A 13,206-nucleotide genomic window follows, 5' to 3' on the forward strand; every position below is an offset into this window, starting at 1 on the left:
TACACCACACCCCGCTGCGGTGTAACTTAAATTTCGTGAAGGTTGGAATCGGGTTGCCGAACACCACCCCTGGCACCACCGGCGAGTTGCTCGCCGGGTGGGCCCGCCGCGCCGACGAGGGCCCGTTCTCCACGCTCGCGGTGCTCGACAGGCTGGTCTACGACGCGCTGGACCCGTTCCTCTCCCTGGCTTCGGCGGCATCGGTGACGAGCCGGATCGGGCTGGCGACGATGATCGCGATCGGGCCGCTGCGCAGCCCCGCCGTGCTGGCGCAGCAGGCGCGGTCGCTGCACACGCTCTCCGGCGGCCGGTTCACGCTCGGCCTCGGCGTCGGCGCGCGCGAGGACGACTACGAGGCCGCGAACGCCGACGTCCGCACGCGCGGTGCGCGGCTTTCCGAGCAGCTCGCGCATCTTCGCGTCCACGGCGAAGGCGGGGTCGAATTGCTCGTCGGCGGTGGCAGCGGCGCCGCGTACGCACGGATGGCGCGCTACGCCCACGGATACGCCCACGGCGGCGGCCCGCCCCGCGCGTTCGCTTCGGCCGCCGCACGGGCGCGCGCCGCGTGGCACGACCTCGAACGCCCAGGGGCGCCGAAACTGTGGGGCCAGGGGTACTTCGCGCTCGGCGACCCGGACCGCGGCAGCGCCTACCTGCGCGACTACTACGCGTTCACCGGCCCGTTCGCGGAGAACATCGCGGCGGCGAACCTCACCTCGGCGCGCGCCGTGAAGGACTTCGTCCGCGGGTACGAGGCCGAGGGCTGCGACGAGCTGGTCCTGCTGCCCACCGTCGCCGATCCGGCCGAGGTGGAGCGGCTCGCCGAGGTCCTGTCGTGAAGGCGACCGTGCTCGGCGCGGGCCCGGCCGGCCTGTACTTCGCGATCCTGCTGAAGAAGGCCGATCCCACGCACGAGGTCACGGTCATCGAGCGCAACGCGCCGGACGCGACCTTCGGCTGGGGCGTGGTGTTCTCCGAGGAAACGCTCGGCGCGCTCCGGGACGCCGACTACGAGAGCTACGTCGAGATCACCGACACCTTCGCCCGCTGGGACGCCATCGACATCACCTATCGCGGCAGGCTCATCCGTTCGCGGGGCCACGCATTCTCCGCGATCGCCCGCAAACAACTGCTGAGAATCCTGCAGGAGCGGTGCACCCGGCTCGGCGTCGAACTGCGCTTCGGCGAAGAGGTCAGCGATTTCGAGAGCCTCGACGGCGATCTGCTCGTCGCCGCGGACGGCGTCAACAGCGCGGTCCGGCGGAGCAGGCCCGAGGTTTTCGGCAGCTCGGTGCGCCCGCAGGGCTGCAAGTACATCTGGTTCGGCACCGACCTGGTCTTCGACGCGTTCCGGTTCATCTTCGCGCAGACCGAGCACGGCATGCTGCAGGTGCACGGGTACCCGTTCGACGAGAACCTGAGCACCTTCATCGTCGAATGCCCGGAGGAAACCTGGCGGAAGGCCGGGCTGGATACCGCGTCGGAAGCCGAAAGCATCGCCTTCTGCGAGGAACTCTTCGCCGAGCAACTGCACGGGCACCGGCTCTTCTCGAACCGCTCGCAGTGGCTCGACTTTTCCCGCGTGCGCAACCGGAGCTGGCACGACGGCCGCATCGTCCTGCTCGGCGACGCGGCGCACACCGCGCACTTCACCATCGGTTCCGGCACGAAGCTGGCGATGGAGGACTCGATCGCGCTCGCCACGGCGTTCAGCAGGCACGGTGACACCGAGAGCGCGCTCGTCGAGTACGAACGGGCGCGCCAGCCGATCGTGGACAAGTTCCAGCAGGCCGCCGCCGACAGCGCCGACTACTTCACCCGCGTCGGCCACCACGCGCATCTCGAACCGCTGCAGTTCGCCGTCAACCTGCTCACCAGGAGCGGGCGGATCGGGTACACCAAGCTCGGCGTGCGCGATCCCGATCTCACCAGGGTGGTGGACGCGCGGTTCGCGGGCGGGCCCGGCGCGCGGTTCGGCCCGCCGCCGATGCTGGCCCCGCTGACACTCGGGAAAACCGTGCTGCCCAACCGAATCGTGGACGCCGATGGCGCCGGGCTGGTGCTGAGCGAGTTCGTCGCGGTGTCGCCGTCGGGCAGGATCACGCCGGGCACTCCCGTCGGCATCGAGAAGCCTCCGACGGACGCACTGGCGGGAATCCGCTTAGGACACTCGGGCCCGCGCGGCGCCACGCGATCCCCGGAGCACGGTGTCGACATAGCGCTTCCGCCAGGTGAGCAATGGCCGCTGCTCGCCGCTTCCTCCGTCCCTTATGGACCGATGAGCCCGGCGCCGAAGGCGATGGACGCCGACGATTTCGCGCGCGTGCGCGAGGAATTCGCCGCCGCCGCGGCGCGGGCCGCCGAAGCCGGGTTCGATCTGCTCGAACTCGACTGCGCGCACGGCAGGCTGCTGGCGAGCTTCCTGTCCCCGCTGACGAACCGCCGCGAGGACCCCTACGGGGACGACCGGCTCCGGTTCCCGCTCGAAGTCGTGCGGGCGGTGCGGGCACAGTGGCCGGGCGAGCGCCCCCTGGCGGTGCGGCTGACCGTCACCGACTGGGCGCGCCGCGGGCTCACCCTCGACGACGGAATCGTTGCCGCGAAAGCGATGCACGAGGCCGGTGTCGATCTGATCCACGTCGCGGCGGGGCAGGGCGTGGCCGAAACGCGGCCCGAGTACCGGCGCGGGTTCCTCACCGCGATCAGCGACCGCGTCCGCAACGAAGCACGCGTGCCGACCCTGGTCGGCGGCCACCTCACCACGCTCGACGAGGTGAACACCGTGCTCGCCGCCGGGCGCGCGGATCTGTGCCTGCCCGTGCTCGCGTCGAGTCCCCTGGAGGCGGTGTGAACGACACTGGCGAAGCCCCGTTCACGACCGCCGACCGGGTGCGGGTGTCCCGCAAATCACTGGAGGCGGCGTGAACGATACTGGCGAAGCCCCGTTCACGACCGCCGACCGGGTGCGGGTGTCCCGCAAATCACTGGAGGCGGCGTGAACTTCGCCGATCTGACCTCGCCCGCGATCGCCGCGCTCGGCTCCGACGGGCGCGTGCCGGTCCTGCTGCTGCCCTTGGGTGCGGTCGAGCCGCACGGCCCGCACGCGCCGGTGGGCACCGACCCGCTCATCTCCGCCGGGATGTGCGTCCGCGCGGCCGACCGGCTCCGGGACGATCCCGCCGTGCGGGTGCTGATCCTGCCCGCGCTCCCCTACGGCGTCACGCGGTACGCGGCGGCGTTCCCCGGCGGCATCAGCGTCGGCGAGGAAACGCTGCACGCACTCGTCACCGACGTGTGCGCGAGCCTGATCGGCCAGGGCCTTCCCCGGATCGTGCTGGTGAACAACCACTTCGAGCCGGAGCACGTGGCGACGCTGCGGCGCGCGGTCGAAACCGTGCGGTGCCGGCACGAGGTCGAGATCGGGCACCTGGAGCTGACCCGGCGCCGCGCGGCCGCACGGCTCACCGAGGAGTTCCGGTCGGGCTCGTGCCACGCCGGGCAGTACGAAACCTCGCTCGTGCTCGCCGACGAACCGGACCTCGTCGATGTCGAAACCATGCGCGAACTCCCGAACCTTCCCGTCGACATGCCCTCCTCGATGGCGGCGGGGCAACGCGATTTCGTGGCGATGGGCATGACCGACGCCTACTGCGGCTCCCCCGCCGAAGCGACCGCCGAGGAAGGGGAAGCGGTGTTCGAGACGCTGACCGGCATGCTGGTCGAGACGATCAGGGAAACGGCGGCCCGATGAACCTCGCGACGAGATTCGTCGACCGGAACGTCGACGAGGGACGCGGCGACCGGGTCGCGCTCATCCACGACTATCGCGAAACGACTGGTGAAACGACTGGCGAAACGACCTACGCCGAACTCGCCGCGCTGGTGAACCGGATCGGGCACGTGCTGCGGGATCTCGGTGTCCGCAAAGGAGACCGGGTGCTGCTCGCGCTGAGCGACGGCATCGAGTTCGTCGCCTCGTGGTACGCCGCGCAGAAGATCGGCGCGGTCACCGCGGAGGTGTACACGTTCCTGAAGCCGAAGGACTACGCGTACTACCTCGGTTACGTCGCGCCTGCCGTCGTCCTCGTCGACGAGGTGACCGCCGGCGCGGTGCGCGAAGCGGGTGGGCGGAACCTGCTGGTGGTGGGCGAAATCGAACTCCGGGACGGTGAACGTCCATTCGGGACGCTCGTGGCGGAGGCGCCGGACCGCCTCGACGCCGAACCGATGCGGGAGGACGACGAAGCGATCTGGAAGTTCACCACCGGCAGCACCGGCTCGCCCAAGGCGTGCGTGCACCCGGTGCGGAGTCCACTCGCGAGCTTCGAGAACTACGCGCGCGGTGTGCTGGGAATGTCCGGAAGCGACCGCGTGCTCTCGGTGCCGAAGCTCTTCTTCGGCTACGCGCGCGATCTCGCCGCGCTCTTCCCGTTCGGCGTCGGCGGCACCGGGATCGCGTTCGCCGCCCGCAGCACGCCGGACGTGCTGTTCGAGCTGATCGCCCGGCACCGGCCGACGGTGCTGGTGAACGTGCCGACCATGATGGGCGCGATGGCCGCGCATCCGTCGGCGCCGGACCAGGATCTGAGCTGCCTGCGGCTCTGCACCTCCGCGGGCGAGGCGCTGCCGCCCGAGCTGCACCGGCGCTGGGACGCCGCGTTCGGCGTCGAGGTCGTTGACGGGATCGGCTCGTCCGAGGCGTACCACATCTACCTTTCGAACTCGCCCGGCTCGCCGGCGCACGGCACGCTGGGGCGGCTGGTGCCGGGGTACTCGGCGCGCGTGCTCGACGAGGACGGGAACCGCCTGCCGGACGGGGAAATCGGCGTCCTCGAAGTCACCGGCCCGACGATCGCCAGGGAGTACCGCGGCGATCCGGTGAAGTCGGCGGCCACCTTCCACGGCGACACCGTGCGCACCGGCGACCTCTTCAGCCGCGACGACGGGCTGTTCCGCCACCACGGCCGCGCCGACGCGCTGCTCAAGATCGGCGGGATCTTCGTGGCACCGGGCGAGATCGAGAACGTGCTGACCGCGCATCCCGAGGTCGTGGACTGCGCCGTCGTCGGCTACTCCGACGGCGGCCTGACGCGGGCGCGGGCGTTCGTCGTCCTCCGCGACGACTCGACGACGGACGCGGCCGAGCTGATCGCGTTCGCGAAGGTACGGCTGGCCGGGCACAAGTACCCGAGGGAGATCCGCTTCGCCGAAGCGCTTCCCCGTACCGCCAACGGAAAGCTCGACCGACGCGCGCTGGAGGACCTGCCGTGACGAGACTGGTGGTGGTCACCGGCGGGACCAGGGGCATCGGGGCCGCGATCGCCGAGCGGTTCCGCGATCGAGGCGACGAGGTGCACGCGCCGGGGCGCGCCGAATGCGACGTCACCGACGAGGATTCGGTGACCGGGTTCTTCGCCGCACTGGGCCCGGTCGACGTGCTGGTGAACAACGCGGGCGTCTCGTCGAGCGCGCCCACCGCGAAGACCACTTTGGACAGCTGGGCGGCGCAGTGGTCGGTCAACGCGACCGGCGCGTTCCTGTGCACGCGCGCGGTACTGCCCTCGATGCGGGAGCGGAGCACCGGGCGGATCGTGACCGTCGCGTCCACCGCGGCGCGGGCCGGGTACCGGTACACCGCCGCGTACACGGCGTCGAAGCACGCCGCGGTCGGGCTGATGCGCGCGGTGGCCGCCGAGGTCGCGGGTACCGGGGTCACCGCCAACGCGGTGTGCCCCGCCTTCGTGCGCACGGAGATGACCGAGCGCTCGGTGCGCCGGATCGCCGAAACCACCGGGCGTTCCGAGGAAGAAGCCGAAGCGGCGCTCGCGAGCGCGGCTCCGCTGGGGCGTTTGATCGAGCCCGCGGAAGTGGCGTTCGCCGTCAGTTTCCTCGCCGCGGCCGAAGCCGCGGCGATCAACGGCCAGACTTTGGTCCTCGACGGAGGTGGCATCCAGGCATGAACGACGCTTGCGAGCGAATCGAAGACACCCCGCGCCCAACGGGGTCGGACTGTGTCTCGCGGAGCGAGGCGATCGCATGAGCCCGTTCCGCGCGTCCGCCGCGCTCACCGATCACTGGGAGCATTTCGACTTCGCGGTGGAAGACGGCGTGGCGACGGTGACGCTGAACCGGCCGGAGAAGCTCAACGCGCTCACGTTCGAGTCCTACGCCGATCTCCGCGACCTGCTCGCCGAACTGCCCTCGCGCGGTGACGCGCGGGTTCTGGTGCTCACCGGCACCGGCCGCGGGTTCTGCTCCGGTGGCGACGTCGAAGAGATCATCGGTGAGCTGCAGCGCAAGGAAACCGCGGAGCTGCTGGAGTTCACCAGGATGACCGGCGCGGTGGTGAAGGCGATGCGGGAGTGCCCGCTGCCGATCGTCGCCGCGGTCAACGGGATCGCCGCGGGCGCCGGTTCGGTGCTCGCGCTGGCCAGCGACTTCCGGCTGCTCGCCGAATCGGCCGCCTTCGCGTTCCTGTTCACCAAGGTCGGGCTGGCCGGCGCGGACATGGGCTCGGCGTACCTGCTGCCCCGGCTCGTCGGGCTCGGGCGGGCGACCGAGCTGCTCATGCTCGGCGACAAGGTGAAGGCCGAACGCGCCGAACGCATCGGGCTCGCGACCGAGGTCGTGCCCGACACCGAACTCCCCGCCGCGGCGGCGGCGCTCGCGCGCAGGCTCGCCGACGGCCCGGCGCACGCGTACTCCGCGACGAAGGTGCTGCTGACCAGGGAACAGGACATGGACCTCGGCAGTTCCGTCGAACTCGAGGCGATGACACAGGCACTGTTGATGACCTGCCAGGACTACCGGGAGTTCTACGCCGCATGGTCGGCCGGAAGGAGTCCGCAGTGGACGGGACGATGAACACGCCGCACCGCGTGGTCACCGCGCCGGGGCTGGCGCCGCCGTCGGGGTTCGCGCACGCCGTCGTGGCCGCGCCGGGCACCACGGTGTACCTGGGCGGGCAGACCGCGCAGGGGCCGGACGGCGCGATCGTGGGATCGACCGTGCCCGAGCAGTTCGACGTGGCGGCCGGGAACGTGGTCACCGCGCTCGCCGCCGCGGGCGGTTCGCCGGAGCACCTCGTCTCGCTGCTGTTCTACGTCACCGACCTCGCCGCGTACCGCGCGTCCCTGGCCGAGCTGGGTCCCTTGTACCGCAAGCACTTCGGGCGGCACTACCCGGCGATCGCGCTGCTGGGCGTCGCCGAGCTGTTCGACCCAGAGGCGAAGCTCGAACTCGTCGGCACGGCGGTGGTCCCGGGATGAACCTGTCCGAAGTGGAGGAAGTCGCCCGCGCACTGGTGCCGCTGGCGGCCGAGTCCGGCGCGGTCAACCGGCCGATGGTGCGCGCGCTCGCGTCGCACGGGCTGCTGGGCAGGCTGTTCCCGGTCGTCTCCGCGCGCGAACTGTGCACGCTGCGGGAAGGGCTCGCGCGGTACTGCACGGAAGCCGAGACCGCGCTGGCGTTGCAGGGCCTCGGCGCGCACCCGATCGCCGCCGCCGGGCAGGAATCCGTGGTGTCGGAGTGGATCCCCCGCGTCGCCGACGGAAGCGCGGTGGCCGGGTTCGCGCTGACCGAGCCCGACGCCGGTTCCGACGTGGCGTCGCTGTCGCTGGCCGCCACCCCCGACGGTGACGGCTTCCGCCTGACCGGCGAGAAGGCGTACATCTCCAACGCGCCCGACGCCGACGTCTACTCGGTGTTCGCGAAGACCTCCCCGGATGCGGGCTCGCGGGGCATCACGGCGTTCTGCGTCCCCGGTGACGCACCGGGGCTGAGCGGGTCGCGCCTGTCGATGCTCGCCCCGCACGCACTGGGACGGCTGTTCTTCGACGGTGTCCGCGTCGAACGGTCGCACGTGCTCGGCGAGGTCGACGCCGGGATGCGGGTGGCGATGACGACGCTGAACCTGTTCCGGCCCAGCGTCGGCGCGTTCGCCGTCGGAATGGCGCAGGCCGCGCTCGATGCCGCCGTCGAGCACGCGTCGGCGCGCGAAGCGTTCGGCAAGCGGCTGCGGGACTTCCAGGGCGTCAGCCACCAGCTCGCCGACATCGCGACCTCGGTGCAGGCGGCCCGGCTGCTCGTGCACTCCGCCGCCGACGCCTACGACGCGGGATCTCCGGACGTGGCAAGGGAAGCCGCGATGGCGAAGCTGTTCGCCACCGAGACCGCGCAGCGCGCCGTCGACGTCGCCATCCAGGTGCACGGCGCCCGCGCGCTGGAACGGGGCCACCTGCTGGAAGCGCTGTACCGCGAAGTGCGGGCACCCCGGATCTACGAAGGCGCCTCCGAGGTGCAGCGCGAAATCATCGCGCGGTCGCTGTTCGCCTGACCGGCCAACAGCGTGAGCGCGTGGTGCGAGGCCGACCCGGTGGGCACGGTCAGCGCGACCAGCATCTGGTCCGGGCTGCGGGCGACGTCGAACGCCTGCTGCGTGAAGGTGAGCCCGCCGACGAGCGGATGCCGCAGTTCGTAAGCCGCGGCGTCGCAGGGCCGGATCCGGTGATCGGCCCATATGGTGGCGAATTCCGGGCTCTTCACGGACAGTTCGCCGACCAGGGCGGACAGCGCCGCGTCATCGGGGTACCGCCCGACGGCGAGGCGCAGGTTCCCGACCACGGCGCGTGCCTTGCGGGGCCAGTCCGCGTACAGCTCGCGGCTGTGCGCGTCGAGGAAGATCATCCTGGCCGTGTTCGGCCGGTCGCCTGGCCGGCCAGGCGCACCGAAGTCGAGGTGCCCGGCCAGCAACGCGTGCCCGAGCGCGTTCCAAGCCAGGATGTCGGTGCGGCGCCCCTGCACGAGCGCGGGCACGTCGCCCATCAGATCCAGCAGTTCGAGCGTGGCGGGATGCACCCGCTCCGGTACGGGTTTCACGGCTGCCGTGCGCTTCGCCGTCGCCGTGGCGAGGCGGCGGAGGTGCTCGCGTTCGTCCCGGTCGAGCCGCAGCGCGCCGGCGATGGCGTCCAGCACCGCGGGGGAAGCGCCGCGCGAATGTCCCTGTTCGAGACGGGTGTAGTAGGACGGGCTGATCCCCGCGAGGTGCGCGAGTTCCTCGCGCCGCAGACCGGGGACGCGACGACGTTCGCCGAAGGCGGTCATGCCCGCGTCCGCCGGGCGCAGCTGGGCCCGGCGGGCCTGGAGGAATTCGCCCAGCTCGGTCATGGCCCCGAGTATGCGCGGTCCCGGCGACCGTAGCCACTCCCGCCGAAGGATAGGAAAAACCCGGGACTGGTGCCCGCGCGGTCGCCGGAGTCTGCTTCGGACACACCGAACGGACGGGAGCAGCGCAGTGATCACCGGAACCGGCCGGAAGTGGTGGGTGCTGACCGGCGTCGGCATCCTCAGCTTCCTCGGCTGCATCGACCTGACGATCGTCAACACCGCGGCGCCGGAGATCAGCAGGGAGCTGGGCGCCACGATGGTGCAGACCCAACTGGTCGTCAACGTCTTCGTGGTCGCGCTGTCGATGTTCATGGTGACCGCGGGCAGGCTCTCCGATCTGCTCGGCCGCCGCCGCGTTCTCTACACCGGCGCGATCCTTTTCGGACTGTTCTCACTCGGTGCCGGGCTGGTGACCGACGTGCCCGCGCTCATCGCGTTCCGGTTCCTGCAGGGTGCCGCCTGCGCGGTGCTGTACACCGGCACGAGCACCATCGTCGCCGAAGCCTTCCCCGAATCCCGACGGGGCAGGGCGATCGGGTCGCTCTTCGCGATCAACGGCATCGGCCTCGCGATCGGCCCGATGCTCGGCGGGCTGCTCGTCGGCGTGCTCGGCTGGCACTGGGTGTTCCTGGTCAACGTGCCGCTGGTGCTGGTCGCGCTGCTGATCTGCGCGGTGAGCGTGCACGAGTCGCGCGGTGCGGACGGCACCGGTGTCGACTGGCCCGGTCTGGCGCTGCTCGCCATCGGCTTGGCCGGGGTGCTCTTCGCCGTCACCTTCGGCGACACCTTCGGCTGGGGCTCGTGGCCGGTGCTCGGCGCCCTGGCGGCCGGGTCGCTCGCGCTGGCCGCGTTCGTGCTCGTCGACCGCGGGGCGGCACACCCGCTGGTCCCCTTCCCGCTGCTGGCGAACCGGCGGTTCCTCAGCGCGGTCGTCGCCGAGTTTTCCCTGGCCTTCTTCTACACCACCGCGTTGTTCCTGATGCCGCTGTACCTGAGCGTCGTGCGCCGGTTCGACGAGGTCGTGATCGGCCTGCTGATGCTGCCGACGACGGTCGTCGTCGCGCTGCTCTCCCCGGTGCTCGGCCGCGTGGTGGACCGGGTCGGTGCGTGCGTGGTGATGATGACGGGATTCGGCGCGTTCGCCGGATCGGCGCTGCTCCAGTCGCGATTGGACTCGGGTACCGGGCTCGGTTACGTCGTGGCCGCGTTCGTGCTGATGGGCATCGGATGGGCCGCGGTGCTCGGCCCGTCCGCGGTCACCGCGCTTTCGGCGGTACCGCCGGAAAGCGCCGGGCTCGCCGTCGGTGCCACCTGGACCTTCCACAACCTCGGCGGCGGTATCGGGCTCGCGGTGGGGATGACCCTGTTCCGCGCCTTCGCGGGCGACGGGGCGGTGCGGGCCGACACCTTCCCCGCCGGAAACCGGGCGGCGATGCTGCTGCTCGCCGGAACCTCACTGGCCGCCTTGGCCGGTATCGCCGTACTGGGCAGGCGTACCTGGCGAAAGCCCGGGAACCAGCGTTGAGATCGGTACCGCCCTGCGGCACCGGCCCGTATGGGCACAATGTTCTCCGTGCCGGATTCGGTGTGTCCAAAGCATCCTGAATCGGTGCTCGATGGGGACGCGGGACCGGCCGTCAACGGCCGGTCCGACGGCCGGTCGTGTACGCATGGACGTATGCGAAGCACAGCCATGCCGAATGCCGGGCGGCATCCGTATCTGGACCACGTCCTCGGCTTGTGGGCGGAGGACGGCGATACGGAGGCGCTGGTCCAGGGCGAGGTGCGGCTGAGCCGTGCCGAGGCTCGCGACAAGTTGTTCCGGCTCGGGCACGCGCTGCTCGGTGAGGGGCTGGCCCCCGGCGATTCGGTCGGCCTCTTCCTCGCCAACCGTCCCGAGGCCGTTCTCGTCCAGCTCGCCGTCCATCTGATCGGCTGCCGTGTGGTGTTCCTGCCCCCGGAGCCTGGCCAGGGCGAGCTCGTCGCGCTGGCCGAGCGGGCCCAAGTCCGGGCCGTCGTGTTCGACCCGCGGTTCGCCGACGACGCCATCGGGTTGGCCGAGCTCGCGGCCGGGGCGCCCCGGCTGCTCGGCCTCGGTGCCACGGGCCGCGCCACCGACCTGCTCGAAGCGGCCAGCGCCTGCCCCGCCGAGCCGCCCCCGGCGCCACCGCACGCCGAGCAGGACGCGATGACCGTCTTCTACACCGGCGGCACCCTGGGGCACCCCAAACTCGCCGCGCACGGCCGCGGTTTCTACGACTGGGTGCTGGGGTGGCGGTTGCCGTTACCGGGTGGGCGGGCGCTGGTCGCCACGCTGCTCACCCACGGCACCGGCCACCTCACGTCGCTGTTCGCCCTCATCAACGGCATCACCACCGTGCTGCTGCCCGAGTTCGAGCCGGGCGCCGCGCTCGCCGCCCTGCGCGAAGAAGAGATCACCACGACCGTGCTGGTGCCGCCGATGCTCTACCAGATGCTCGATCATCCCGACTGCCGTGCCGGCGACTACCCGAGCCTGCAGATGATGTCGCTCGGCGGTGCCCCCGCGTCCCCCACCCGGATGCGGGAGGCGGCCGACGTGTTCGGCCCCGTGATCGGCCAGGGGTACGGGCAGTCCGAAGCGCTCTGCATCACCTCGGTGCAGGGGCCCGAGCTGGCGGACGGCGACCTCTCCCGATGGAGTAGCTGCGGGCGCCCCGTCGAGGGCATAACGGTGCAGATCCGGGACGAAGACGGCACCGCGCTCCCCACCGGGGAGGCCGGTGAGGTCTGCGTACGCGGTGAGGTCGTGATGCTCGGCTACCTCGGCGACCCGGAACGCACCCGCGAGACCCTGCGGGACGGCTGGCTGCACACCGGCGACATCGGCTACCGGGACGAGGACGGCTACCTCTACCTCGTCGACCGGGCCAAGGACATCATCGTCACCGGTGACACCAGCGACAACGTCTACTCCAGGGTCCTCGAAGACTTCCTGCTGACGCTGAAGGGCGTGCGCAACTCGGCGGCGATCGCCGTCCCCGACGACCGGTACGGGGAAGCCGTCAAGGTGTTCCTCGCGACCGACGGCGACATCGAGATCGACACCGCTGAGGTGCGCGCGGCCGTCGTCGCCGAACTGGGCGCGCTCTACCAGCCCCGGGAGATCGTCCTGGTGCCCGCCTTGCCCTTGACCCACGTCGGAAAGGTCGACAAGAAGGCACTCCGCGCCCTCGGCTGAGCGCGCAGCGATTCATCCCGCGTACTGGTGCTCCTCGGCCAGTTCCTCCGGGGCGGACAGGCGCCACGCTTCGTACAGCAGTTCGTTCAGCTCGGTCGCGCCGATCTTGGGCAGGTGCACCACGACCCAGCCGAACCCGCCCATGGTGAACTGCTCCTCGAACACGTCCGGGCGCTCGGCGACCAGCGCGATCTGCTCGGACAGGGTCTGCTTCAGGCCCACCGTGCTGGTGCGCGGCCAGTGGTAGCCGAACCGCTTGCCGCGCACGCTGAACGAGAGGTAGTCCCTCGCCTTGGCGCGCTCCACCTCGGCGAGGGAGTCCACCATCCGCAGGAACCGGTCGCTCGAAACACCCATGGCGGACATTGTTCCGCACCGCACCGACAGTCCGGCGCCCAGCGCCTCAGCCGTGACTGGCCGCGAAGCCGACCGCGGTCCAGCCCGCGCCCCGCGCGCGAAGCTCGAAACCGTACGCGACGGCCCCAGGATCGTTGCCGTGCACCGCTTTCATCTGCTCCCACGAGAAGTCGCCCGGCTCGTCCGGGCGGTACGGCGCCGACCAGAACTCGGGGGTGCGGGTGGCACCGCAGCTTCGGTGGCCCCAGAACTTCACCGACCGGTCCCGCTCGGTGAACACCGTGCGGGCGGTGTCGTCGATGGTCCACCAGTCGCGGCAGTCGCCGCTGCCCGCGCTGTCGGCACTGTCGGCGCTGTCGGTGGCGGTGGCGGCGGCGGGGCCCGCCACCGCCACCCCGCAGGCGGCGATCAGCGTGGACACGGACAGCACGGCGCGAATCCCGGGCATCGGCGGCTCCTTCGAT

At 71.2% G+C, this 13,206-nt stretch carries 13 protein-coding genes; 10 read left to right on the plus strand and 3 right to left on the minus strand.

The window, feature by feature from the left end; all coding sequences use genetic code 11:
• Positions 1-35: 35 nt before the first annotated feature.
• The 8 genes from ABD256_RS12950 (at position 36) to ABD256_RS12985 (ending at position 8,335) form a co-directional block, all read left to right on the plus strand.
• The gene (locus tag ABD256_RS12950; RefSeq protein WP_344417249.1) at positions 36-839 is read left to right on the plus strand and encodes an LLM class flavin-dependent oxidoreductase; all 804 of its coding nucleotides are present in this window, start codon (positions 36-38) and stop codon (positions 837-839) included.
• Positions 836-2,851 carry an oxidoreductase gene (locus tag ABD256_RS12955; RefSeq protein ID WP_344417251.1) on the plus strand — a complete coding sequence of 672 codons (2,016 nt, stop codon included), beginning with the start codon at positions 836-838 and terminating at the stop codon, positions 2,849-2,851. Before ABD256_RS12950 ends, ABD256_RS12955 begins: the two co-directional genes overlap by 4 nt.
• Before the next feature lie 144 nt (positions 2,852-2,995).
• The gene (locus tag ABD256_RS12960) at positions 2,996-3,751 is read left to right on the plus strand and encodes a creatininase family protein (protein WP_344417253.1); all 756 of its coding nucleotides are present in this window, start codon (positions 2,996-2,998) and stop codon (positions 3,749-3,751) included.
• Positions 3,748-5,271: a benzoate-CoA ligase family protein gene (locus ABD256_RS12965; RefSeq protein WP_344417255.1), complete on the plus strand. Its 1,524-nt coding sequence runs from the start codon at positions 3,748-3,750 to the stop codon at positions 5,269-5,271. The genes ABD256_RS12960 and ABD256_RS12965 overlap by 4 nt, the downstream gene beginning before the upstream one ends.
• Positions 5,268-5,960: an SDR family NAD(P)-dependent oxidoreductase gene (locus tag ABD256_RS12970; protein WP_344417257.1), complete on the plus strand. Its 693-nt coding sequence runs from the start codon at positions 5,268-5,270 to the stop codon at positions 5,958-5,960. The genes ABD256_RS12965 and ABD256_RS12970 overlap by 4 nt, the downstream gene beginning before the upstream one ends.
• A gap of 76 nt (positions 5,961-6,036) precedes the next feature.
• Positions 6,037-6,864, plus strand: a complete 828-nt coding sequence (locus ABD256_RS12975) for an enoyl-CoA hydratase family protein (protein WP_344417259.1) — start codon at positions 6,037-6,039, stop codon at positions 6,862-6,864.
• On the plus strand, positions 6,849-7,268 hold the full coding sequence (locus ABD256_RS12980) for a RidA family protein (RefSeq protein ID WP_344417261.1): 420 nt from the start codon (positions 6,849-6,851) through the stop codon (positions 7,266-7,268). Before ABD256_RS12975 ends, ABD256_RS12980 begins: the two co-directional genes overlap by 16 nt.
• Positions 7,265-8,335 carry an acyl-CoA dehydrogenase family protein gene (locus tag ABD256_RS12985; RefSeq protein WP_344417263.1) on the plus strand — a complete coding sequence of 357 codons (1,071 nt, stop codon included), beginning with the start codon at positions 7,265-7,267 and terminating at the stop codon, positions 8,333-8,335. The genes ABD256_RS12980 and ABD256_RS12985 overlap by 4 nt, the downstream gene beginning before the upstream one ends.
• On the opposite strand, the gene ABD256_RS12990 is transcribed toward ABD256_RS12985, so the two are convergent.
• Positions 8,278-9,165, minus strand: coding sequence for a helix-turn-helix domain-containing protein (locus ABD256_RS12990; protein ID WP_344417265.1), 888 nt, complete (start codon positions 9,163-9,165; stop codon positions 8,278-8,280). The two genes, ABD256_RS12985 and ABD256_RS12990, sit on opposite strands and share 58 nt — an antisense overlap.
• A gap of 127 nt (positions 9,166-9,292) precedes the next feature.
• On the opposite strand from ABD256_RS12990, the gene ABD256_RS12995 reads away from it, so the two are divergent.
• The gene (locus ABD256_RS12995; protein ID WP_344417267.1) at positions 9,293-10,690 is read left to right on the plus strand and encodes an MFS transporter; all 1,398 of its coding nucleotides are present in this window, start codon (positions 9,293-9,295) and stop codon (positions 10,688-10,690) included.
• Positions 10,691-10,843: 153 nt separating this feature from the next.
• A complete protein-coding gene (locus tag ABD256_RS13000) occupies positions 10,844-12,385 on the plus strand; it encodes an AMP-binding protein (RefSeq protein ID WP_344417268.1) in 1,542 nt (513 codons plus the stop codon).
• Between the two features lie 12 nt (positions 12,386-12,397).
• Here ABD256_RS13000 and ABD256_RS13005 read toward each other — a convergent pair whose 3' ends face one another.
• Entirely contained in the window at positions 12,398-12,742 is a 345-nt protein-coding gene (locus ABD256_RS13005) for an MmcQ/YjbR family DNA-binding protein (RefSeq protein WP_344417269.1), read from the minus strand.
• 46 nt (positions 12,743-12,788) lie between these two features.
• Positions 12,789-13,190, minus strand: a complete 402-nt coding sequence (locus ABD256_RS13010) for a hypothetical protein (RefSeq protein ID WP_344417270.1) — start codon at positions 13,188-13,190, stop codon at positions 12,789-12,791.
• Positions 13,191-13,206 lie beyond the last annotated feature (16 nt).

Origin of the sequence: Amycolatopsis minnesotensis (genome assembly GCF_039529815.1) — a bacterium.
In the GTDB taxonomy this organism is placed as follows: Bacteria; Actinomycetota; Actinomycetes; order Mycobacteriales; family Pseudonocardiaceae; genus Amycolatopsis; species Amycolatopsis minnesotensis.

Coding starts and splice junctions, on each gene's coding strand:
- ABD256_RS12965 (WP_344417255.1), top strand. CDS start 3,748: ATGAACCTCGCGACGAGATTCGTCGACCGGAACGTCGACGAGGGACGC.
- ABD256_RS12975 (WP_344417259.1), top strand. CDS start 6,037: ATGAGCCCGTTCCGCGCGTCCGCCGCGCTCACCGATCACTGGGAGCAT.
- ABD256_RS12985 (WP_344417263.1), top strand. CDS start 7,265: ATGAACCTGTCCGAAGTGGAGGAAGTCGCCCGCGCACTGGTGCCGCTG.
- ABD256_RS12990 (WP_344417265.1), bottom strand. CDS start 9,165: ATGACCGAGCTGGGCGAATTCCTCCAGGCCCGCCGGGCCCAGCTGCGC.
- ABD256_RS13000 (WP_344417268.1), top strand. CDS start 10,844: ATGCGAAGCACAGCCATGCCGAATGCCGGGCGGCATCCGTATCTGGAC.
- ABD256_RS13005 (WP_344417269.1), bottom strand. CDS start 12,742: ATGGGTGTTTCGAGCGACCGGTTCCTGCGGATGGTGGACTCCCTCGCC.
- ABD256_RS13010 (WP_344417270.1), bottom strand. CDS start 13,190: ATGCCCGGGATTCGCGCCGTGCTGTCCGTGTCCACGCTGATCGCCGCC.